Source organism: Apibacter sp. B3919 (genome assembly GCF_026537405.1).
In the GTDB taxonomy this organism is placed as follows: Bacteria; Bacteroidota; Bacteroidia; order Flavobacteriales; family Weeksellaceae; genus Apibacter.
Genome location: NZ_JAFNMG010000004.1, coordinates 163,846 through 186,220, shown reverse-complemented (window position 1 = coordinate 186,220; position 22,375 = coordinate 163,846). Strand labels below are relative to the sequence as shown.

General features: G+C 32.2%; 18 protein-coding genes. 9 read left to right on the top strand and 9 right to left on the bottom strand.

All coding sequences use genetic code 11. The annotated features are described in order from the left end of the window. Window positions 1–8: 8 nt before the first annotated feature. Together J3U20_RS08030 and J3U20_RS08025 are read left to right on the top strand one after the other, a co-directional pair. Window positions 9–1,271 carry a polysaccharide deacetylase family protein gene (locus J3U20_RS08030; protein ID WP_160542649.1) on the top strand — a complete coding sequence of 421 codons (1,263 nt, stop codon included), beginning with the start codon at window positions 9–11 and terminating at the stop codon, window positions 1,269–1,271. After that, complete coding sequence (locus J3U20_RS08025; protein ID WP_160542650.1) at window positions 1,249–2,166, top strand: hypothetical protein; 918 nt, start codon at window positions 1,249–1,251, stop codon at window positions 2,164–2,166. The genes J3U20_RS08030 and J3U20_RS08025 overlap by 23 nt, the downstream gene beginning before the upstream one ends. Before the next feature lie 134 nt (window positions 2,167–2,300). On the opposite strand, the gene J3U20_RS08020 is transcribed toward J3U20_RS08025, so the two are convergent. Then, entirely contained in the window at window positions 2,301–4,337 is a 2,037-nt protein-coding gene (locus J3U20_RS08020; protein WP_160542651.1) for a M3 family metallopeptidase, read from the bottom strand. Between the two features lie 80 nt (window positions 4,338–4,417). Next, a complete protein-coding gene (locus tag J3U20_RS08015; protein ID WP_160542652.1) occupies window positions 4,418–5,110 on the bottom strand; it encodes a metal-dependent hydrolase in 693 nt (230 codons plus the stop codon). 84 nt (window positions 5,111–5,194) lie between these two features. Here J3U20_RS08015 and J3U20_RS08010 point away from each other — a divergent pair, with 84 nt between their 5' ends. Next, window positions 5,195–5,797, top strand: a complete 603-nt coding sequence (locus tag J3U20_RS08010) for an outer membrane beta-barrel protein (RefSeq protein WP_160542653.1) — start codon at window positions 5,195–5,197, stop codon at window positions 5,795–5,797. Between the two features lie 52 nt (window positions 5,798–5,849). Beyond that, window positions 5,850–7,256 (top strand): hypothetical protein, encoded by a 1,407-nt coding sequence (locus J3U20_RS08005; RefSeq protein WP_160542654.1) that lies wholly within the window; start codon window positions 5,850–5,852, stop codon window positions 7,254–7,256. Window positions 7,257–7,379: 123 nt separating this feature from the next. Here the strand turns inward: J3U20_RS08005 and J3U20_RS08000 are convergent, their stop codons facing one another. Together J3U20_RS08000 and tilS are read right to left on the bottom strand one after the other, a co-directional pair. Further along, window positions 7,380–8,696: a YihY/virulence factor BrkB family protein gene (locus J3U20_RS08000; protein ID WP_160542655.1), complete on the bottom strand. Its 1,317-nt coding sequence runs from the start codon at window positions 8,694–8,696 to the stop codon at window positions 7,380–7,382. A 100-nt stretch (window positions 8,697–8,796) separates the two neighbouring features. Next, window positions 8,797–10,086 (bottom strand): tRNA lysidine(34) synthetase TilS, encoded by a 1,290-nt coding sequence (gene tilS / locus J3U20_RS07995; protein ID WP_160542656.1) that lies wholly within the window; start codon window positions 10,084–10,086, stop codon window positions 8,797–8,799. Window positions 10,087–10,301: 215 nt separating this feature from the next. Here tilS and J3U20_RS07990 point away from each other — a divergent pair, with 215 nt between their 5' ends. The 3 genes from J3U20_RS07990 to J3U20_RS07980 are packed head-to-tail and all read left to right on the top strand — an operon-like array spanning window position 10,302 to window position 13,029. Then, on the top strand, window positions 10,302–11,048 hold the full coding sequence (locus J3U20_RS07990; RefSeq protein WP_160542657.1) for a (Fe-S)-binding protein: 747 nt from the start codon (window positions 10,302–10,304) through the stop codon (window positions 11,046–11,048). 9 nt (window positions 11,049–11,057) lie between these two features. After that, window positions 11,058–12,455, top strand: coding sequence for a lactate utilization protein B (locus J3U20_RS07985; protein ID WP_160542658.1), 1,398 nt, complete (start codon window positions 11,058–11,060; stop codon window positions 12,453–12,455). Further along, the gene (locus tag J3U20_RS07980; RefSeq protein WP_185150272.1) at window positions 12,442–13,029 is read left to right on the top strand and encodes a LutC/YkgG family protein; all 588 of its coding nucleotides are present in this window, start codon (window positions 12,442–12,444) and stop codon (window positions 13,027–13,029) included. The genes J3U20_RS07985 and J3U20_RS07980 overlap by 14 nt, the downstream gene beginning before the upstream one ends. An 85-nt stretch (window positions 13,030–13,114) precedes the next feature. Here the strand turns inward: J3U20_RS07980 and J3U20_RS07975 are convergent, their stop codons facing one another. Then, the gene (locus J3U20_RS07975) at window positions 13,115–14,242 is read right to left on the bottom strand and encodes an endonuclease (RefSeq protein ID WP_160542659.1); all 1,128 of its coding nucleotides are present in this window, start codon (window positions 14,240–14,242) and stop codon (window positions 13,115–13,117) included. 101 nt (window positions 14,243–14,343) lie between these two features. On the opposite strand from J3U20_RS07975, the gene J3U20_RS07970 reads away from it, so the two are divergent. Both J3U20_RS07970 and J3U20_RS07965 read left to right on the top strand, forming a co-directional pair. After that, on the top strand, window positions 14,344–15,351 hold the full coding sequence (locus tag J3U20_RS07970) for an o-succinylbenzoate synthase (RefSeq protein ID WP_160542827.1): 1,008 nt from the start codon (window positions 14,344–14,346) through the stop codon (window positions 15,349–15,351). Between the two features lie 85 nt (window positions 15,352–15,436). Then, on the top strand, window positions 15,437–16,432 hold the full coding sequence (locus J3U20_RS07965) for an AMP-binding protein (protein WP_160542660.1): 996 nt from the start codon (window positions 15,437–15,439) through the stop codon (window positions 16,430–16,432). Between the two features lie 150 nt (window positions 16,433–16,582). Here J3U20_RS07965 and J3U20_RS07960 read toward each other — a convergent pair whose 3' ends face one another. From J3U20_RS07960 to aspT, 4 genes are read right to left on the bottom strand one after another with little or no spacing between them, the layout of a single operon-like run. After that, the gene (locus J3U20_RS07960) at window positions 16,583–17,719 is read right to left on the bottom strand and encodes a porin (RefSeq protein ID WP_105297258.1); all 1,137 of its coding nucleotides are present in this window, start codon (window positions 17,717–17,719) and stop codon (window positions 16,583–16,585) included. A 6-nt stretch (window positions 17,720–17,725) separates the two neighbouring features. Further along, window positions 17,726–18,787, bottom strand: a complete 1,062-nt coding sequence (locus J3U20_RS07955) for a type II asparaginase (RefSeq protein WP_105297285.1) — start codon at window positions 18,785–18,787, stop codon at window positions 17,726–17,728. A gap of 29 nt (window positions 18,788–18,816) precedes the next feature. Beyond that, window positions 18,817–20,457, bottom strand: coding sequence for an aspartate 4-decarboxylase (gene aspD / locus J3U20_RS07950; RefSeq protein WP_160542661.1), 1,641 nt, complete (start codon window positions 20,455–20,457; stop codon window positions 18,817–18,819). Window positions 20,458–20,504: 47 nt separating this feature from the next. After that, the gene (aspT, locus tag J3U20_RS07945) at window positions 20,505–22,208 is read right to left on the bottom strand and encodes an aspartate-alanine antiporter (protein ID WP_160542662.1); all 1,704 of its coding nucleotides are present in this window, start codon (window positions 22,206–22,208) and stop codon (window positions 20,505–20,507) included. Between the last annotated feature and the right edge of the window lie 167 nt (window positions 22,209–22,375).

The following is a 22,375-nucleotide window of genomic DNA, read 5'->3' as shown; positions in this document are numbered from 1 at the left end:
TTTTACCTATGATTCTTATATATGTTCCTGAAATCAATGAAAGAATTAAGTATATTTTTACTTTTATTTTCGAACAAATTTTGGGAATTTCTTTCCGACTCACAGATTGCGCTATTCTCTTCGATAAAGAAACTTCGCCTAAATTTTCTTATTCATTTTCAATAGTAAAAAACGAAATTCATTATTCGGCTTGTAATTTATTATTCGAAACGAATATTAAAACACAAAACCTAAGAGAAGTTTTAAAAGACCCTTTTGCAATTGCTTTTTTTTTACTTTCAAGATATGAAGAATATTTACCATATAAAAAGGATGTTCATCATAGATTTTCATACAAAGCATCATCAATTAAAGATAAGATTGATCCGTTAGTTCCATGGATAGATACCTTTGCTTATAAACTATTTGATCAGCTAAAAAAAAACTTTCCTTCATTCAATTATAAAGCTCGGAAGTTTACCTATATAAATACCATAGATATAGATCATGCTTGGTTATATAAAAATAAATTTTGGTTTAAAAAATGTAAAGCATTAGGAAAAACAATTTTAACTTTTCGATGGAAAGATTTTCATCAACAAATTTTAGTTTTATCAGGATTAAAATCGGACCCTTATTACATTTATCCTTATATACAAAAATTAGAAATACCTACCATTTATTTTATTTCTTTTGGATTAGGAAGTCAATGGGATACTAATCATAACCCTAAAAATTCAGCTTACCAAAAATTGATACTACAATTATATAATGAAGATTATACTACTATAGGTCTTCATCCCAGCTATTTTTCCAATAAGGATTTTACAATCTTGACAAAGGAAAAATTAGCATTGGAAAAACTTGTAAAACAAAAAATTACCATTTCCAGACAACATTTTATAAAACTTCATTTACCCGAAACTTATGACAACCTGATCCGATTAAATATTACAGCAGATTTTTCCATGGGTTTTCAAGATCATATCGGTTTCAGAGCAGGGACTTGTACCCCTTTTTATTGGTTTGATTTGAAAAATAATCAAGTTACCGAATTAAAAGTTTATCCATTCTGCGTGATGGATGTTACGCTTAAAAATTACATGCAGCTATCTATTGAGGAAGCTGAAAATAAGCTACTAAATTTATTGCATGCCGTAAAAAAAGTAAACGGAACTTTTATATCTATTTTCCATAATGACAGCTTATCTAATCATGGAGAATGGAAGCTGTGGAAAAACGTATATGAAAAATTGATTAGTAAAGCCAATGATCTTCAAGTACAATCATAAAACCATTGATAAAACAAAATATTCCGCATATTTGGATCAATGCCTCAATTACAGAATTTATGCAGAACTGTGGTATTTAAACATTGTTTCTCCCGATGGTTATGATATTTTGGTATTAAACGATTATGAAGCTGTAATGCCTATCCCCTATCAAAAAAAATGGGGATTTAAATTAGTTATTCAACCTATTTTTTGTCAACAATTAGGCATATTTTATAAAGAAAACATATCCGCTGAAACCTTCCATCTTTTTATATCTTTCTTAAAAAAATATAAAGTCAGAAGCTATTGCTTTAACGAAGAAAACACCCCTTATTTACCTTCCCACTATGTAAAGAGAGATAATCAAGTATTGAATTTAGATCGTGAATATTCAACTCTTGTAACTAATTATAATGCAAACAAAAAAAGGGTTCTTAAAAATTATTTATTATCCAATAGCAAAATTGAAGAAAAATATACGGGATCAATTGTATCTGAAAAACCAAGTAATCTGCTCAATAGAATTCTATCAGCCTCACAGCTCAATATCTTAAACACACTTTTACAAGAATTAAATCGACAAAAAGCGTTAAAACAATATACCCTTTATAATATAGATAATATTCCTACAGTCTATGTATGGCTCATTTTTTCCAAAGGAAGGATTATAAATTTACTGTCCCTAAGAGACAAAGAGTTAGAAATTAAAAATTCGTATGCTTATCTGATAGACTTATTAATTAAAAATCATTCCGATCAAAAATTAATTTTAGATTTTGAAGGTTCTATGATACCGGGAATAGCCCATTTCAATAAAAGTTTCGGAGCTGCGACTAATCGTTATGTGTTATACAAAAATTTAAAATGGATGGATAATTTGAGCAGCTTAACTATTTTTAAAACTTCTCGTTAACTTTCCTTTAATTAGTATATTCATTAACCTATTTTGAAAGAATTGAATTCTCTGAACTCAAAAATAATACCATAAAAAAATGGTTTGAAATTTCAAACCATTTATTATATTATACTATCTAAAAACTCTTTTATTTAATTGGTATTGGCTAGTAAACCGGCACGTTTGAGTAAGGCCTCCGATTGAGGTCTTCTACCCCGAAAACTTATATATAATTCCATAGGGTCTTCAGTCCCGCCTTTACTTAATAAACTTTCAAATTTAGAAGCTGTTTCTTTATCAAAAATTCCTCTTTCTTTAAAGTAATCAAAAGCATCAGCGTCTAAAACTTCAGCCCATTTATAGGAATAATAACCAGCAGCATATCCTCCTTGAAATATATGTGAAAAAGATGTACTTATACATGTATTTTTGATATGAGGATACAATTGGGTTTCTTTAATCTTTTCTACTTCAAAATCTTCAATCCCTTGATCTGATGTCAACTCATCGGTATGATAGGCCATATCCAAAAGACCTAAGCCAATTTGTCGAAGAGTTTGATATCCTTGCATAAAGTTAGCAGATGCAACTATTTTATCAATTTTCTCCTCATCCAGCATATCCCCTTTTTGGTAATGAAGGGCAAAAGTTTTTAAAAATTCCTTTTCAAAAACATAGTTTTCCATAAATTGAGACGGTAGTTCAACAAAATCCCAATAAACATTCGTACCAGATAATGATTCAAAGGTTGTATTAGCTAAAATACCATGTAATGCATGGCCAAATTCATGAAATAACGTGGTAACTTCACTAAATGTCAATAAAGAAGGTATTTCTCCGTTAGGACGTGAAAAATTACAAACTATCGAAATATGCGGTCTGATATTATCACTTAAAGTTTTAAATTGCCCCTTATAAGAAGTCATCCAAGCTCCTGCCCTTTTGCCTTCTCTGGGAAAAAAGTCGGTATATAACAAAGCCTGATGTTTTCCCTTATCATTGAAGACTTCATACACTTTAACTTCCGAATGATATTTCTGTATATCTTCTCTTTCAATAAAAGTCAACCCGTATAATTTTTTAGCTACATCAAAAGCGGCATTTAAAACCTGATGCAACGGAAAATAAGGTTTTAATTCTTCTTCAGAAAACGAAAATTTTTCTTGTCTTAATTTTTCAGCATAAAAGGCATGATCATAAGGCATCATTTCAGTTATTCCGTCTCGTGAAGCTATATTTTTTAAGTCTTGAATTTCTTTTTGAGCAAAAGGCTTAGCTTTATGCAACAAATCATATAAAAAATCATATACAAGTTTAGGTGCAGAAGCCATTCTTTCTTGCAAAATTAAATCGGCATAAGTTTTAAAACCTAATAATTTAGCTTTCTTGCTCCGTAATTCAACAATTTTATGAATAATATCTTCATTATTATACTCATTATCTTTACATGCTCGTTGCATATAAGCAGTATAAATTTCCTTGCGTAACTCTCGATTTGCCGAATACGTTATAAAAGGCACATAGCTGGGATAATGTAAAGTGAAAACCCAACCTTTCAAATTTCTATTTTCCGCTTCTTGTTTTGCCATTTCTTTAATGGATTCCGGAATTCCTTCCATATCCTTACTTTCAGATATATGAAGAAAGTAATCATTGGTTTCCTTTAAAACGTTTTGGCCAAACTTAACGGATAAAATTGCTAATTCATTAGATATTTGTCGAAGATTATTTTTATCCTCCGAAGATAACAAGGCTCCATTTTTTGAGAAATCCTTATACGTTTTATCTAAAAGTCGTACTTCTTCTTGGCTTAACTTTGATTTTAAAGTTGTATCGTAAACGATTTTTATTTTTTCAAATAATTGTTCATTCAGTATGATATCATTTGCATATTCAGTTAGCATAGGAGATATTTCCTCCGCTAAACTTTGCAAATAATCATTAGTTTCTGCTGAATTTAAATTAAAAAAAGTAGAGGAAATTATGGTAAGTTTTTTTCCGACATTTTCTAAAGCTACTATGGTATTTACAAAATTCGGTGGATCTGTATTTTGAACTATTTCGTTAATTTCGTTCTTAGCATCTTCAATTGCCTGTTCAATCGCTGGTTTAAAATCTTCTTGTTTAATGTTTTCGAAAGGGATGCTTTCGTAAGGCGTATTAAATTTTTCCACTAAATTATTACTCATAATTTTTTTGTAAGTATATACTATCGAATAAAGTTTCCCCTATATACAGTTCTATATAATTAATTTATATGTGATTAAAATTATTCAAATTTACAAATATCCACTGATTCTCCAATGGATAAAAAAGTTAACCGTTTTTCTTCGGCTAAGAATAAATGTTTAATCTTATCCTTATTAACCTTTATGGCAGGAAAAGTATCATAATGAGACGCTATAGCATTTTTTGTTTTAACAAATTTTGCTGCAATAACAGCATCATATCCACCCATCGTATAGGTATTACCAATAGGTAATATTGCCACGTTAATATATCCATAGATAAATGGTAGCAATTTCATGTCAGTAGTAAGGGCAGTATCACCGGCTACATAAATTACTTTTCCATCCATTTTCATCAGGAAACCACAAGCTAATCCGCCATAGGAACCATCGGGAAAAGAAGAACTGTGGGACGCCGATACCATTTTAATTTTACCAAAATCAAATTTCTTAACTCCTCCTATATTCATGGGTATAACATTTAAACCCAATTTTTCATAGTGAGCAGTAATTTCCGGATTAGCCAATATTTGGGAATTATTGTTTTTAGCAATAGTTTCAACATCCAAAATATGATCATAATGGGCGTGAGTCAAAAAAATATAATCTGCTTTAATTCCATTTATATCAATATCTTTTGCTAGTTCATTCCCTGAAATAAATGGATCAATTAAGACCGTTGATGATGAGGTTTTAAAACCAAAACATGCATGTCCGTAATATATAATTTCCATGACTTTATCCTTTAATATTTAATGTTCTTCAAATGTAATAAATAATAATTATCTTTGAAAAAAATTAAGCAAAAATCATTACATATGAAAAGACTCTTTCCGATATTATTTTTACTTTTTATTTCAATCGTTACTTATGCACAAAAAGTTGAATTTGGAGCCAAAGCCGGAATGGCTTTCGGTTATAAAGGAACCTTAAAGCAAACCGTAACCAATATTAAAGAAAGTAAAGCCACAGATAATATCGGATGGCATGCGGGTTTTTTTAGTCGAATAAAATTTTTGGAATGGTTTATCCAACCTGAGATTTATTTTTCTTCCATGAAAACTAATTTCGATTATAGGAACGATGGTGAATTTACAGCACATTCCAACCGATTGGATATCCCTATTTTGTTTGGATCTAAATTTTTAGAAGTTACCCGATTGTATGCCGGCCCTGTTTTTTCCACTTCTTTAAATGAAGATATTTCCTTAAAAGGAATAAGAAAAACAAAAACAGATGATTTTTCACTTGCCGGTCAAGTAGGAGGAGGTTTTGACTTAGCTAAGCTCACTTTTGATGTGCGTTATGAATTCGGATTTAATAAAAGTCAAACAAATTTTATAAAGAAGCGTACCGGTGAAGCATTTAAATTGGAGAAAAGACAAAATTCTCTGGTATTAAGTGTCGGATATAAATTTTAAGGCAAAATGTATTTATTATTTTAGTGCCCATTCTTATTATGATTAAACTGATATGAAAAAATTATCACTTTTATTATTTTTATCTTTTTTAGCTCTTTCAATTTTTTCATGCAGAGATGATTATAATTATGATTCTGCTTCTAAACCGCTTCGTTTTTCTAAAGATACGGTTATGCTGGATACTGTATTTTCAACGGTTCGATCAGAAACCTATGTACTTAAAGTTTATAACCAACAAAACGATGATGTTGTAATTCCGAGGATTTATCTTGAAAAAGGCTCGTCCTCTCAATTTAAAATTAATGTAGACGGAACTCCCGGCAATGCAACCAATCAAAATAGCTTTCAAAACATACCTATACGGTCTAAAGATAGTTTATTCATTTTTATTGAACTTGCTCCTCAAGCCATTAATGCTCCGGAAGCGTTAGCAGATGAGGATTTATTGTTTACCACCGCCGGATCTACACAAAAAGTTAAGTTACTTTCTTTAATTGAAGATGCAGAATTTTACTTTTCCAAATCAGGGACTAAAGAAATAGCAAAAGATCTGGCTTGGAACAATACTAAATCCAAAGTTATTTATGGAAATTTAAAAATTACAAATGGTGCCAAATTATCCGTGTCGGAAGGAACCAAAATATACCTTCATAAGAATGCAAATATAATTATTGATTCAGGCAGCCAACTTACTATAGACGGTTCTTTGGAACATGAAGTATTAATTCGAGGAGATCGACACGAAACCAAATACGATTCACTTCCGGGTAATTGGAATCAAATTCATCTCGCTACCAATGCCTCCGCAAAAATTAACCACTTAGTTATAAAAGGGGGTAATAATGCATTTTATTTAGAGGAAAATGCTCATTTGAACATCTTCAATTCCAAAATTTATAATTTTTTATATGGAGGAATCTACTCTGTGGGAGGAAATGTGGAAGGTAAGAATCTTGCCATAAATAATTGTGGTACTTCCGATCTTATAGCAGAATATGGAGGAAACTATGATTTCACTCATTGTACTTTTGCCAATTATTGGAATTTAAATGCTGGTGCAGGATATTCTGCCTATTTATCTAATGCTTATCAGAAATCAGGACAAACAAAATACAATTCGCTTACGGCTTCTTTTAAAAATTGTATTTTCTGGGTTAAAAATTATAACAGCTTATATTTAGATAAAAATGAGCATGCCCCTTTTAATTATATTTTTGATACTAATCTGATTAAAAATACTTCCAATAATTTATCTATAGAAACGGACAAACATTTTGTAAATACCATTCTTAATAAAGATCCTCAATTTTATAAAACAGGATATTCGGATTGTTTACTTCTTCTTAACATAGGATCTCCAGCTTTAGGTAAAGGCAATTTAAGTTATGCAAAGGAGGTTCCTGAAGATATGAACGGTATATCGAGAATTAAAGATCCTGCTTTAGGAGCATATCAATGATTTAAAATTATATTTAAATCAGAACTTATAAATTAATGGATTGGCCGGATTATTTTTCAAAATAATTTTACATGGAAACCTTCATGAAAATTTAAAAGGCTTAATAAAACTATCGATTAGCTTTTAGATATCTTTAAGTAAAACTCCGCTTTCATGCTCATAAATCATATTTCGTATTTCTAAAGTTTTATCCCAAATATTTTTAATATCTCCTTCCATATCGATCTTGAAGTTTTCAGATCCATATTGATCCAATTTATTGAAAAAATAATTTATCGTAATGTGATTGATATCGATTCCGGGAATATATGCAACCACCATGTCATTTTCTGTTAGTGTTTCTACAATTAATCCTACTTGTAATAAATAGTATAAAGAATCACTAGTTAATCGGGTGGGTATTTTATAAGTTTCAGATAATTCATCTGCCGTGTAGGGCTTTTCGCCAGCTTCAAATCGTTTTATGATGAGTGTAGTAATCATTAAAAGTATAAAATCCTTATATCTCCTGCTTATGTTGCTAATATCTTTTTCAAAACTAAACTTATTTACATTTTGATAGGAAAAAGATAATTGAACCCCGAACAAGCAAATAAACCAGCTCAATTGCAGCCACAGCATTAACAAAGGCAATGCGGCAAAACTCCCGTAAATAGCATTATATTTTGCTATCCAAAATTGCCCGGATATATACAGCATTTGAAAGATTTGAAAACAACTCCCGCTCACTATACCTGCTAAAAAGGCAGCACTAAATTTGACTTTTGTATTAGGAATGTAAATATATATAAATGTAAAAAGTAAGATGATTATAACGTAGGGAATAAACTTTATGATCGGACTAATGACCATACCGATTATATTGATATTGGTGGTTGAGTTCAAAAAAATTGACAATCCGGCATTGCAAATTAAAAATAAAGGAGCTATAAGAATTAAGGCTAAATAATCCGTAAATTGTCGAGAAAATTTCCTTCCTTTTTTAATTCTCCAAATAGTGTTAAAATTATCTTCAATACTTACTAATAAGGTTATAACCGTGTAAAAGAGAATGATTATTCCTAAACCTAAAAATACGCCTCCTTGTGCATAATCAATTGAACCGTCTATAAATTGCATAGCCTTGGAAAGAGCAACTTTCTGACCCGTAAAATATTGAAACAGTTGTGTTTCCACTAAATTTTGAAAACCAAATCCACGGGCTATAGCAAATAAAACCGCCAATAAAGGCACTATAGACAAAAGAGAATTATATGTTAAGGCGGCTGCACGAGTATTGATTTGTGAGCCGTTACTATTTCTAAAAGTTAATAAAAAAGCTTTGGTAATATTGATGAAAAAAGTTTTTATATGAGGACCATCGCTTCCGTTTACCCGCCATATATCATAGGTTAAAAAATGTATAATATTTTTGATTTTTTCCTTTATCTTAGAATACATAAGATATTTTTCAAATTATTATTAAAAGATACAAACATGATACCTACTAGCTTTAAATAAGAAAAAATTTACTTTATAAAAGTTTATTATCCTTAAACTCTTATGCTTTATAATTTAAATGAAGAAATTTTTGAGTGGAAGGTGATATTTTGAAACGATCATCTAAACGAAACCCTACCAACCAAATAATTTCTCCTGAATTATTACATAAAACCAATACTTTCTCTTTTTGAAAATTAGATACCTTATGATCCTTTAAAAATTTACTTACCTTCTTTTTACCTAATCCATTAATAGGGTAAAAATAATCCCCTTCCTTCCAATTTCTTAAAACTAAAGGAAATTCAACTTTCTCAAAATCAATACTTTCTCCTTCCTTAAATATAGCTTTATCAACTACACAACAAGTAAATTCAAACGGTTGCTTAAGTATCCACGGAACCGATGGAATTAAAAAATTAACAGTTGAAAATTCCGTTTTACTTCTATTAGCTAACAACAATGTTCCCCTATCCACCCAAGCTTTATACTCATGTGATTCAAATAAACTTCCGGTATGAGCATTTAAGATATTTTCACAATCTTTTTTATTAGTAAAACCATATTTGGAAAGTAAATGGTAAGACAAAAGAAAATCAGCTTGTAGGAGTTTATCTAATGAATAAGCCTTCACCCCTGTCTCAGTAAAAACTTCTGCTTTTTTTTGTAATTCTTGCACCTGTGATTCTAAAAAAGATTGAGTTTCATGCAAAATACTCATACTTTTTTCTACTTGATGTAAAAAAACGGGTGATATATCTTGAAATTCAGGAATAATCTGATGACGAATTTTATTTCTCAAATAATCCAACGTTTGATTCGAAGCATCTTCTCTCCAAATGATTGAATGAATCAGAGCAAAATTAACGATTTCATTTCGGGTAAAAGGCAATAAAGGCCTTACAATATAATTTGCAATCATTTGCATTCCCGATAATCCCTTAATGCCTGAACCTCTCAATAGATTTATAAAAAAAGTTTCTACATTATCATTAAGATGGTGTGCGGTAACAAGATAATCAAAAGAGTGCTTTTTTATTAATTCTTGAAAATAATCATACCTTAAGTTCCTGGCAACCATTTCAATAGATTCTCTATTTTTCTTAATTTTTAAGGTATCAAAGGTTTTAATGAAAAGCTCAATATCATGATCATCACAAAAGTCCTTTACTAATTTTTCGTCTAAATCTGAATTCTCCCCTCTTAGCCGAAAATTACAATGAACTACACTAAAACGGTAAGGAGAATTATAAAATAAATGCAACAATACCATACTATCGACTCCTCCACTAACTGCTAATAAATATTTTTTTTCAACAGGTAAGTTATTCAATGAATCCGTTAACCTCATACGTTTTATTTATCCGAAAAAATTGGTAAATATCAGAATTTTAATTTTTAACAAAGATAACTGAAAAAATTTTTGAGTAAAACCTTTCATTAAGCACAATCTTTGCTATCACTATAAATTGTACAATAAAATGCTAAAATAATATAAATATCTAGATTTATTTACTTTAGAATGATTATAAATAACAAAATTATCTATAAAATTAAAAATCTATTATGAAAATTGGTTTATTTATTCCATGTTATATTGATGCTATTTACCCGGAAGTAGGAATAGCAACTTTGGAATTATTGGAAAAATTGGGTTTGGATGTAGAATATCCAATGGAGCAAACTTGTTGCGGCCAACCCATGTCCAATGAGGGCGATTACAAAAGTGCAGAAACTGCACAAAAATTATTTATTCAAAATTTTAAGGATTATGAGTACATCGTTGGTCCTGCCGGAAGTTGTGTAAAGCAAGTCCGTTTACATTTTGATAATTTAGAGCAAACCGATGAGGTAAAGCAAGTCAGAAAAAACACCTATGAATTGGTTGAGTTTTTACACGATATCCTACAAGTTAAAAGTTTTCCGGGTGTTGAATTCAAACATAAAGTTGCTCTACACAATAGTTGCAGCTCTATCCGAGGATTGGGTATTGCCAAACCTTCGGAAATCATAGGAACTCCCTATAATAAATCTGCTGATTTATTAAAAATGATTGATGGACTGGAAATAGCAGAGATGAGCAGACCGGACGAATGTTGCGGTTTTGGAGGCACTTTTTGTGTAACTGATGAAGTAGTGAGCGGAAAAATGGGTAAAGACAAAATTTCAGATTACGTAACCAGTGGAGCAGAATATGTAGTTTCTCCCGATATGTCTTGCTTAATGCACCAAAAAGGAGTTGCTTTAAAAAATGGTATTACCCATTTACCTTTTCTTCATATTGCCCAAGTTCTTAACGGAGGTCCATTTTAAACTTTGAAAATGAAAAAGAAGATTGTCAACATTGAAAAAAATTCTGCTGATTTTATAAATCAAGATAACATACACGAAAAGGAACACGATAAAAACCTTTGGAATGCCCGAGTAAAAAGGGATCGAATTGCCCAATCCATACCGGAATGGGAAGAACTTAAAGATTTAGCATCTAAAATAAAGGAACACACTTTGTCACACTTGGACGAATATGTATCCACTTTTGCAGAAAATGCCTCCAAAAGAGGAGCGGTGGTTCATTGGGCTAGAGATGCACAGGAACATAACGAAATCGTTTATAATATCTTACAAGAAAGAAAAGTAACTGAAATTATAAAAAGCAAATCCATGCTTCAAGAAGAGTGTGAAATGACAAGCTTTTTAGAATCCAAGGGAATTGAGGTTACCGAGTCTGATTTGGGCGAAAGAATACAGCAGCTTTCTCATCAACCACCGGCTCATATTGTTATGCCCGCCATTGAAAAAACCACGGAAGATATCGCCCAACTCTTTGCGAAAACCATAGGTACTGATCCTAATGATACGGATCCGCATTCTTTAAACGAAGCGATGAGGAATAATGCCAGACCTAAATTTTTACGAGCAGGGGCAGGAATGACCGGTGCCAATTTCGCCATAGCTGAAACAGGAACTTTTGTTGTCTGCACTAATGAAGGTAATGCGGATATTGGAGCAGCCGTACCTCCTATTCATATTGCTAGTATAGGTATTGAAAAAATAATTCCAAAGGTGGAAGATTTAGGAATTTTTATACGTCTCTTATCCAGAAGTGCACTAGGAACTCCGGCAACCCAATATACTTCGCATTTCACCGGACCTCGAAAAAATGGAGAACTTCATATTATTATAACTGATAATGGAAGATCTACCCGTTTAGGCATGGAAGATTTTTGGACATCTCTAAAATGTATCCGTTGCGGCGCATGTATGAATACTTGTCCGGTTTACAGAAGAAGTGGTGGTTTATCTTATGAATCAACCTATTCCGGTCCGATAGGAATTATATTAAGCCCGACTTTCGATCTAGAAAAATATAAAGAGCTTCCGTATCATTCCACTTTATGCGGCTCATGTTCAGATGTTTGTCCCGTAAAAATTGACATATCCGATCAAATCTACAAATGGAGGAAATTGGTTGTCGACAAAGGATACATGCCTTCAAATCGAAAATATGCGCTGAAAGCAGCCGGTGCTGTTTTAGGTCATCCGCATCTATTTAGAACAACGGAAGCTTTTGCAGAAAAAGCACTGCCCATAGTGCCCGATTTTCTTATATACAGCAGTTTAAATCCATGGACTCAAGAACGTAAAATGTTTTCCATGGCAAAAAATACATTTAGAGATTGGTATATTAAAAACAGAAAAGAAAAAAATGATAAGTACTAAAGAACATATATTAGAAGCTATTCGTAAAAATAAGCCTCAAGGAACACAATATCCCTATCCTGTCATTCCTTCATTTCCCAAAAGCACAAAAGATATTAAGGAAGAATTTAAGGAAAATTTAATCTTAAATGCCGGTACTTGCTTCACCATAAATTCCATTGAGGAGGGCGAAAACAAAATTAAAGAATTACATCCGCAAGCTAAAGTAATTTGTTCTTCTGCCATCGAATTTCCTGGAAATAAAGATTTATCCAAAGTAACTGATCCTCATCAAATGGATGATGTGGATGTTGGAATTATTCGTGCGGAATTTGGTGTTTCAGAAAACGGTATGGTCTGGTTGACGGAAAAAGGTATGATGGTTACTTCTTTAGGTTTTCTTTCTCAACATTTAATTATTTTGTTAAAGCCGCAAGATATAGTCAGAGACATGTATGAAGCGTATGCGAGAATAAATCTTCGTGATAATAATTACGGTTGTTTTATGTTAGGTCCTTCTGCTACGGCTGATATAGGAGCTGTTATGGTTAGAGGAGCACAAGGAGCCAGAAGCTTATCGGTATTTTTTATGTAGTTTTATACGTTACCGAAATATAAAAAAATGAAAAGTAAAAAAGAGGAGAAAATTAATTTCTCCTCTTTTAAATTCTATCCTATTTTTATTGGATTATAACTTTTCTGTTTACTTCAAAATCATTTCCCATTACTTTTATTATGTAACTACCTGATTTTTGAATAGTAATCGTCAATAAATCGTTGTTATAGGAATTGACAATGGTTTGTAATAAAATTCCGTTTAAAGAAAAAACCATCACTTTTTTTATTGCGGATTTATAATCGTTGGATTTTATATAAACAGTTCCCGAAGAAAGAGTAGGATAAATTTCTAAAAAATCTCTGGGTTGATATTCGAAACTTTCCACTTTTAAATTATTTCCCCATACCATTTCCACCCACTCGGGATGGTCTATATAGGGATTACGATTTTTTTGTTTACTATAAATAGCTTCATTCATGGCTATTTCTCGATCGCTGACAGGATCCATCACATGCCAAGTCAGCAATATATTTCTAAAGGTATCGGTAAACACTTGATTTTTTGTTCTATTAAACATATCAAAACTCCAAGAACTGATTTCATCTTCATATCGGGTTGCAAAATAAAAGAATGCTCGAGCTATATCGCCCTTAAATTCATCAATGGGTTCAAAAACGACTCCTTTATACCCTTTAGAATACCCTGAATTAGCATTGCTACCCAATTGAGATCCGTTTTTGGATACCCATTTGCTGTTACCTACTCTGCCAAACGGATAATCGCTTCTCATGGCATTCACTTTTCCGTCCGTTGGCCAAATATGAAAGGCATCAGACAGCATGGGATTTTTTTTATAAAATACAGATTGCGGTATCAGGTGCTCTCTATTATAACAATCTCCTTCTTTAGTATAATTTCCGCACTGATCTACACCAAACCGATAATTGTAGGGATCCGCACCGTTAGGTATCTCAGAATAAATATCCAAAACAGTTCCGTCGTTTTCATACCATTGATCACCAAAAGCACTCATGGACTTATATAAATTCCACAAACCTTTATATCCAATGGGTACATGTCCCTGTTTGATAATTTCTTTCAAACGTGTTTTTAAGTCATATCCCGTACCGTATGCATCCGCATAATAGTTGAGAGGTATTGACTTACTTTCTATAAACGGTATCTCAGCTTGCTGAGAATAAAAAAAACAGGTGGATAGTACAATCCAAAATAATAAAATTTTCTTCATATTATTTGTAATTTTAGCGTTGGTAATAACTTTGATAAAGTTTTTAACTTTTGTTCAAGTTAAGATAAATATCTCACTAATTATAATTATTTTTTTATATGATACAGGCAAATTTCACCTCATACGAATTACAATTTAAGCGTCCGGCAGGAACTTCTCGCGGAACATTAAATTCTAAGCTAACTTATCTTTTAAAAGTTCAAAATTCAGATACGGAATATGTTGGCGAATGTAGTTTTTTTAGGGGTTTAAGTGCTGATTCCGAAATGGAATATGAGCCTAAACTGCAATGGGTATGTGATCATATCAATGAAGGAAAAGAATTTTTGCTAATGAATTGTCAAGAATTTCCTTCCATACAATTCGGTATTGAACAAATTTTTGCTCAAATTGAAAACAGGAAAGACGGGATGTTTTTTCCTTCTGAATTTACCGAAGGAAAGCAAGGAATTAAAATCAACGGATTAATTTGGATGGGAAATTTGGACTTTATGCGTGAGCAAATCCAACAAAAACTCGAACAAAATTATAGTTGTATAAAACTTAAAATTGGTGTTAACTGGCAAGAAGAATATAAAATATTACAAAACTTACGCAAAGAATTTTCAGCTTCTCAATTGGAATTGAGAGTGGATGCTAATGGCGGATTTTCTTTTGAGGAAGCAAAAAAGGTATTAGAGCAACTGGCTCAACTTGAAATTCATTCCATTGAACAACCTATTAAAGCCGGAAATGAAAACCAAATGGCTGAATTATGCAAATATACTCCCACTCCTATTGCTTTAGACGAAGAATTGATCGGTAAGTTTTATAAAGATAAAAAAGAAAAAACGTTAGAAATTATAAAACCTCAATATATAATTTTAAAACCTTCTTTAATTGGCGGATGGAAAGGATCGGAAGAATGGATTGAAATAGCCGAATCTAAAAATATAGATTGGTGGATCACTTCAGCCTTAGAATCCAATATTGGATTAAATGCTATAGCGCAATGGACTGCTTTATTTCATAAAGATATGCCGCAAGGTTTGGGTACAGGAGGTTTATATACTAATAATTTCCCTTCTAAACTTTCCGTAAGGGGTGAATATCTATTTTATAATCCATAAATTGAAAAAAGTATCCTTTAAATACTTCTGAAATATATAGTCTCATTGATAGTAATCATTATCGTATAAAGATATAAAATTTCTTATGATTCATCTGAATTTTTCAAAACCTATAGACGTGAATGCAATACCTTGTCAAGAAAAATGGCAAATAGACCTTGTTGATTTTTTAAAAGATTGGTATTCTGCTTCACCCACTATAATCACAAAGACATCCGGTTCCACCGGAACTCCAAAAAATATTGAACTGACTAAAAAAGCTATGGCTGAAAGCGCAAAGATGACGGGTACTTTTTTAAATCTTAAAGCTAATGACAACGCTCTCCTTTGTATGCCTTCTTCCTATATAGCAGGTAAGATGATGTTAGTAAGAGCTATCGTTTGGAAATTAGATCTTTATTGCATTAAGCCCATATCTCATCCCCTTGAGAATGTTAACAGAGAATTTACCTTTTCTGCAATGACGCCTATGCAAGTTGAAAATTCATTGGATAAGCTTTACCTTATAAAAAAGTTGATTGTAGGAGGCGCTCAGCCTTCCGCTCAATTGGTATCCGAATTAAAAAAACAAACTACCGATATATATGAATCTTTTGGAATGACGGAAACGATATCTCATATTGCACTTAAAAAAATATCGGGTCATGCGGTAAATTCGGCTTTTAAAGTTATGCCCAACACTAAAATTCGTGTGGATGAAAGAGGTTGTTTGTGTATTCTTCCTCCATTTTTGGAAGAAGAAATTGTAACTAATGATCTGGTTTCGCTCATTTCTGACAATGAATTTGAATGGAAAGGAAGAATGGACCATGTAATTAATTCAGGAGGAATTAAAATTTTTCCTGAACAAGTCGAAAAACAACTGAAATCTATTATTCAAACTGATTTTATCATTTCATCCGTACAAGATCCTTTACTAGGTAATAAAGTAGTGATTATTATAGCTGGAAAAAAAGATCTCAATTTGGAAAAACAAATTCTAGATTTCAATTTTGAAAATAAATATGAAAAACCTAAAGAGTTTATTTATGTTGAAAGCTTCGCTAAAACTCCTACCGGAAAAATCATCCGAAAAATATAAGCTCTATTTTTATTTCAATTGTTTTTAAAATGATTTTTTACCTTCAACTAAGTTTAAATTTTACATTGAAAAAATTAAGGTATAAAAAAAGCCTTATAAATAACTTATAAGGCTTTTTTGTCAAAATATTTGAGTATAATCGTACAATTTCTATTTGATTTTCAAGAACCAACGCATACCTGCAATAATTTGATTTCCATTAATTCCATCTAAACCGTTATATATTCCGTTAAAATTGGTTCTGTTATACGCATACATAAGGTGGAATCTAAGATCTTTAATAGCCGGATCTGTAAATGGATAATATTCAACTGCTGCTTGTACACCTCCATTAATATAGGAAGAAGAATTTATTTGGTCTCTTCTTTTATTCCATACTCCTTTAATTAAAGGTTTTATCTTTCCTAAATCGTATTTAAAATTAACTGAAACAGAATTGTCTCTAACATGTCTTAATCCTAAATCTTCATTTTGAACGACATCCCCGTAATCCATATCACGATCTCCCATATACCAATCTAATTCAGCTGTAAATTTTTTAAGATTGATTTGGTTACCAATGGTTATCCAGTTATAATATTTGCTCGCATCATGTTGAAAAGCCCCGTATCCATATCGAGTTCTAAATACATTGTTGAAAAGGCTACCTTCCCATAAGAATAAACCTGCTAACGATTTATTTTTATATTTATCGGTAGCAAATTGAGGAGCATCCGAGTTTACCACTTCAAAATTTAAGGTTTGTCCTGCTACTCTATAAGCTACATTAACCCCCGTTTTATACGCATCCAGGTCATTATAGGTCATAGTATATAAGTAAACATCAGCAGCATTATAGTCAAATTCAAAAGTACCGAATTGTACTGCTTGTTTACCTACACGGAATGTTAAATTTTTTCCTGCATCAATTTCGAAATAAGCTTGATCGGTTGCTGATGAATAGTTATCTCTGTACAATGCGTTTTGAGGGGTATTTAGTCTATGACGTACCCTGTAACGAAACCCAGGAATTATTTCACCTTCAAACCATACTTTTACAGTATTTCCTCTGAAACTGCTTTGATCCGTTTTACTTCCTTTAAAAGTGGCTTGATAATCCACACGAGTATCAAACATAATATTTAACATTTTGTCATCTTTCAATAACTTATCCAGAACGGATTTGAAAGATGGTTCATTGACAGTGTTTTCTCCTGTACTTGGATTGGTTTGCTGTCCGAACATGGACAAACAAAATAAACAATTAGCCGCTATGAGAATTTTTTTCGTAATACTTAATTTCTTCATAAATTTTTAATATTCTGTAAACATTCTTTGTATTTCCTTATAATTATTTGTTTTGGTTAAAGCAAGCATCAACAATACTCTGGATTTATACGGATTTAAGTACCAAGATGCTGTAAATCCATATTTATCGTCATCTACTTCATCATATTGAGCAGTTGGTCCCATTGAAATTCGGGAGGAACGAACTACTGCAATCCCTCTTTTTACTGCATTTGCAAGTGCATTTTGTAGATCGGTGGTAATGTTTCCGTTCCCAACTCCTGCTGTAACTATTCCTCTTACTCCGGCATTAACTGCAGCATCTACAAATAATGACTTAGCGTTGGAATAACTTAAAATTACTTCAACTCTAGGCAGTTTAGTTATGTTAGTTATGTCAAATTCTGAATTTATTGTATGTCTTTTTACAGATTCCCGGGTATAGATGGGTTTACCGTTATACACGATTCCCAAATTCCCATAATTTGGATCTTCAAAAGTTCCTACAGAAAGAGTATGCGTTTTGGTAATATCATCAGCCCCTATAATTTTATCATCCATTACTACCATTACTCCTTTACCTAAAGATTCCGGCGATCCAGCGCATGCAACTGCATTGTAAATATTTCTAGGACCGTCTGCACTAATGGCAGTAGATGGACGCATGGAACCTACTAATACTACAGGCTTGTTGCTTTTTACGGTTAAGTTAAGAAAATATGCTGTTTCTTCTTGTGTATCGGTACCGTGGGTAATTACAATACCGTCTACATCTTTTTGTTTAAGCAATTCATTAACTCTTTTCGATAATTTTAGCCAAACATCGTCATTCATGTCCTGACTTCCGATATTTGCTACTTGCTCTGCTTTAATGTTAGCAATGTCTTTAATGGAAGGAACTGCTTTTAAAAGTTCATCTACTGTAATAGAACCGGCTGTATATGCCTGAGTTACAGAGGATGACCCTTGTCCCGCGATGGTTCCTCCTGTTGCTAAAATGTAAATAGTTGGTTTATACTGTGCGTTAACCGCCATAAAAATAAACAATACAAACAAACTGAACAAATTTTTTAAACTTTTTGTTTTCATAGTTAAATAATTATAATTAATATTTGAATTTATTTTTTTGAATTTTTCCATGCTTCTACGTATTCGTACATTGTTTCGGAAAGCTTTTTTCCTATAGTTTTATAATCATCATCATCTAAATTAGCTAACGATACTCTTACTGACCATTCCGGACCGGCAAAACCTCCTCCATTTAATAATACTATGGAAGATTTTTCGGCTAATCTGAAAAGTATATCTACGGGTTCAAAATTCTTTTCCAAGAAAGTAACAAAATCTTTATCGTAATTTTTAGATGCCCATTCATGAATATCTATTTCACAATAGTAAGATGCTCTTTCCGGATCGGGTTTGATAGGTATATTCATTCCTTCCCAAAGTAGATTAAATCTATGTTTTACTAAATCTGTACACACTTTTTTATAGTGATTTTGCTTATCCAATAATGCAAACGATGCAAACAACATCATTTGTATTTGTTGAGGTAAGGATAATCCTGCAGTATGATTCAATGCAACTTGACGACTGTCTGCTACTAATCGGTCAATAAATTTCAGTTTTTCAGGATATAAAGTCAAACTGGAATATAATTTTGCTGTTTTAGCTTTTTCTTTTTCAGGTATTGCTTTTAGCATTTTATCATAAATGTTATCTTCATATAAAGCAATAGCCCCTAAACGCCATCCTGTGGCTCCGAAATATTTTGAAAATGAATAAACACAAAGTGTATTTTGTGGTAATTCGTTCATTAATGAGCTAAATTTGGGAACAAAAGTACCATAAACGTCATCCGTCAATATCATTAAATTAGGATTGAGGTTTTTAACTACTTTTATGAGATATTTTCGACTCTTATCGCAAATTTCTACTGAGGTGGGATTACTTGGGTTAACAATGAAAAAGGCTTTGATGGTTTTGTCACCTAATTTATCTAATTCTTCATCCGGATATTGATAGTTTGAAGTTCCGTCGCTATTTTTTCCTGTACCATGCACATAAGTAACCTTAAAGTCATACCTTTTTAATTCAGGTATTTCTAAGTAAGGAGTAAAAACAGGAACCCCTAAAGCAATATGATCTCCTTTTCTTAATAAATAGTTTTCCATCAAAGAATCAAAAATATAACACATGGCAGCCGTTCCTCCTTCCACGGCAAAAATATCATATTTACCACTTCTTTGCGGATTATTCCCGCACATTTCTTGAATGAGGTAATCGTGAACTATGGGTTCTATGTGTTTTAACATCCTTACCGGACTTGGATATTGATCTCCGATAATTCCTTCCGCTAATTCGTGTGCCCAACTGTCGCGATCGTATTTATGTTTTTCTATACCGTATTTGTAGGTATTTTTTAAATGTTCAATACCGGGTTGGTCTTTATTTTTTTCCAAAAATGCTTCAAATCTTTTACCTATTCCTTTTTTTTCCGGTATACCAGCCAATCCTTCGGGTTTATTTAAGGTTCTTTTACATTCTTCTATTCCGAACCTTCCTAAGGTAAAAAATGCCTCTCGAGGAACTGTTGCTATCCAATTGGGATTTCCGCGACCTGCATTTAACATGGTTCTGGTGGGTTTGGTTTGTTGATCTGAGGCTAATTTAATCAAATCATTTTTTAACTCAAAAGGGCTTAGTTGTTCTAATTGCTGCTCTTTACGACGAGAGGTTTTTAGTTTAGAAATATCCATTGTTATTTACTTTTTTCTTGTTTTACTAATTTTTACGTGTTCAATGGCTAGCTCATTAACAAAACAATTACTACACCCCATATAATAAGTAGTGTATTACCAACGGCATAAGTAGTGGTATAAGACAGGGCCGGAACTTTACTTTGTAACGTATCTTCCAAGGCACCCAATGCAGCAGTTGTAGTTCGGGCTCCCGCACAAGCCCCTAAGGTAATGGCAGGATTGAATTTAAATGCATATCTTCCCAATAATATACCAATGAACATGGGTACGATGCTTACAAATATTCCTGCGATAAATAAGCTTACTCCAGCCGTTTTCAATCCTGAAATAAAATCGGGTCCTGCATTTATTCCCACTACGGCAATAAACATATTTAAACCCAAATTATTCATCAACCAAACTGAGGGCGAAGGAATGTATCCAAAAGTAGGTCGCAAGGATCGTAACCATCCGAATATAATTCCCATAATTAAAACTCCTCCACTGGCACTTAAACTTAAGGGAATATTTCCGGTACGGATTGATAATGACCCTAATAATCCTCCTAAAAAAATACCCAATCCTATATATAGAATATCAGTAACATTAGTGGGTCTTTCCGGATAACCTAAGTAGGAAGCAAATTTATCTACGTCTGTTTTCCTGCCTTCTATTTCCACAATGTCTCCTCGTTGGATGGTTACATTTTTTAATAAAGGAATTGTTGTTTTTCCTCTATGTATTTTTAATATGATTACTCCGTGTCTGTTTTTATTGTATTTTAAGGTATGTAAACATTTTCCAATTATTTCTTTATTGGCAACCATTACCTTCAAACTTTCTACCTTAAAATCCAATAATTCCAAATCTGCTACTTCTTTACCAACCAGATTTTCATCGGACAAGATGGTATCTAACGGGCCATTTAAAACCATTCGATCTCCCCTATTGATAGTAGTATCGGGAGTGGGATTTGAAATAATTTCATTGTTGGAAGCTGAACGAATTTGTTCAACATAAACGGGCCATCCTTTGTTTACTAGTAAATTTTCAACCTCTTGAACGGTGCGTTTTTGATTAAAAAATGAACTTCCTGCTTCAATTACTCTAAAAGTTGCTCCATCGTAAGCATATTCTAAACTTGAATCATCATCTTGTATTTCTCCTCCTAATGATTCTTCATATTTTTTGGTTTGCCCTATAACATCTTTTCCTAAAAGTTTAGGTCCAATGGATGATAAAAACCATGCTGTCCCTGCTGTTCCAAATATATAAGTTACTGCATACGCAACGGGAATGTGATTTATTAATTGTTGTTTTTGAGAAGAGTCTATACTTAACTGATTTATTGTATCGGATGCAACACCAATTACTGCTGATATGGTATTAGCTCCGGCTAATAATCCTGCTGCATTTCCTACATCAAAACCCGCAATAATTGCGGCAACCCATCCCACTAATAAACAAGATACACATACTAAGGCTGCAAATGCAATTTGCGGCAATCCTTCTTTTTTTAATCCGTGCACAAATTGAGGACCCACACTATATCCAACGGCAAATAAAAATATGAGAAAAAATGCTGATTTTACGGTAGGCGAAATGGAAATACCCAGCTGTCCGATTAATACCCCCATTAAAAGAACGCCCGTAACGGCGCCTAAACTAAATCCTTTAATTTTTATTTGTCCGATTGCAAAACCTAATGCTAAGGTGAGAAAAATAGCTAATTCAGGAGAACCTTGAATAGTTTTTAAAATCCATTCCATATATCTTGTTTTTTAATAAATATTTTTTAGGTTAATTAGAGATAAAAAAAGAAAATAATATTTTTTATCCCATAAAATAACTCTATATAAAATACAATTAATATGCCAACAAAATGAACTTATATTTTTTCACTATTCTTATTTAATGTCTAAAAAATTCTTCCTTA

Excerpts from the sequence above, each read along its gene's own strand:
- J3U20_RS08005 (WP_160542654.1), top strand. The coding sequence starts at position 5,850 with ATGAAAAAATTATCACTTTTATTATTTTTATCTTTTTTAGCTCTTTCA.
- J3U20_RS07975 (WP_160542659.1), bottom strand. The coding sequence starts at position 14,242 with ATGAAGAAAATTTTATTATTTTGGATTGTACTATCCACCTGTTTTTTT.
- tilS (WP_160542656.1), bottom strand. The coding sequence starts at position 10,086 with ATGAGGTTAACGGATTCATTGAATAACTTACCTGTTGAAAAAAAATAT.
- aspD (WP_160542661.1), bottom strand. The coding sequence starts at position 20,457 with ATGGATATTTCTAAACTAAAAACCTCTCGTCGTAAAGAGCAGCAATTA.
- J3U20_RS08000 (WP_160542655.1), bottom strand. The coding sequence starts at position 8,696 with ATGTATTCTAAGATAAAGGAAAAAATCAAAAATATTATACATTTTTTA.
- J3U20_RS08015 (WP_160542652.1), bottom strand. The coding sequence starts at position 5,110 with ATGGAAATTATATATTACGGACATGCATGTTTTGGTTTTAAAACCTCA.
- J3U20_RS07980 (WP_185150272.1), top strand. The coding sequence starts at position 12,442 with ATGATAAGTACTAAAGAACATATATTAGAAGCTATTCGTAAAAATAAG.
- J3U20_RS08010 (WP_160542653.1), top strand. The coding sequence starts at position 5,195 with ATGAAAAGACTCTTTCCGATATTATTTTTACTTTTTATTTCAATCGTT.
- J3U20_RS08020 (WP_160542651.1), bottom strand. The coding sequence starts at position 4,337 with ATGAGTAATAATTTAGTGGAAAAATTTAATACGCCTTACGAAAGCATC.
- aspT (WP_160542662.1), bottom strand. The coding sequence starts at position 22,208 with ATGGAATGGATTTTAAAAACTATTCAAGGTTCTCCTGAATTAGCTATT.
- J3U20_RS07960 (WP_105297258.1), bottom strand. The coding sequence starts at position 17,719 with ATGAAGAAATTAAGTATTACGAAAAAAATTCTCATAGCGGCTAATTGT.
- J3U20_RS07955 (WP_105297285.1), bottom strand. The coding sequence starts at position 18,787 with ATGAAAACAAAAAGTTTAAAAAATTTGTTCAGTTTGTTTGTATTGTTT.
- J3U20_RS08025 (WP_160542650.1), top strand. The coding sequence starts at position 1,249 with ATGATCTTCAAGTACAATCATAAAACCATTGATAAAACAAAATATTCC.
- J3U20_RS07965 (WP_160542660.1), top strand. The coding sequence starts at position 15,437 with ATGATTCATCTGAATTTTTCAAAACCTATAGACGTGAATGCAATACCT.
- J3U20_RS08030 (WP_160542649.1), top strand. The coding sequence starts at position 9 with ATGATTCTTATATATGTTCCTGAAATCAATGAAAGAATTAAGTATATT.
- J3U20_RS07990 (WP_160542657.1), top strand. The coding sequence starts at position 10,302 with ATGAAAATTGGTTTATTTATTCCATGTTATATTGATGCTATTTACCCG.
- J3U20_RS07985 (WP_160542658.1), top strand. The coding sequence starts at position 11,058 with ATGAAAAAGAAGATTGTCAACATTGAAAAAAATTCTGCTGATTTTATA.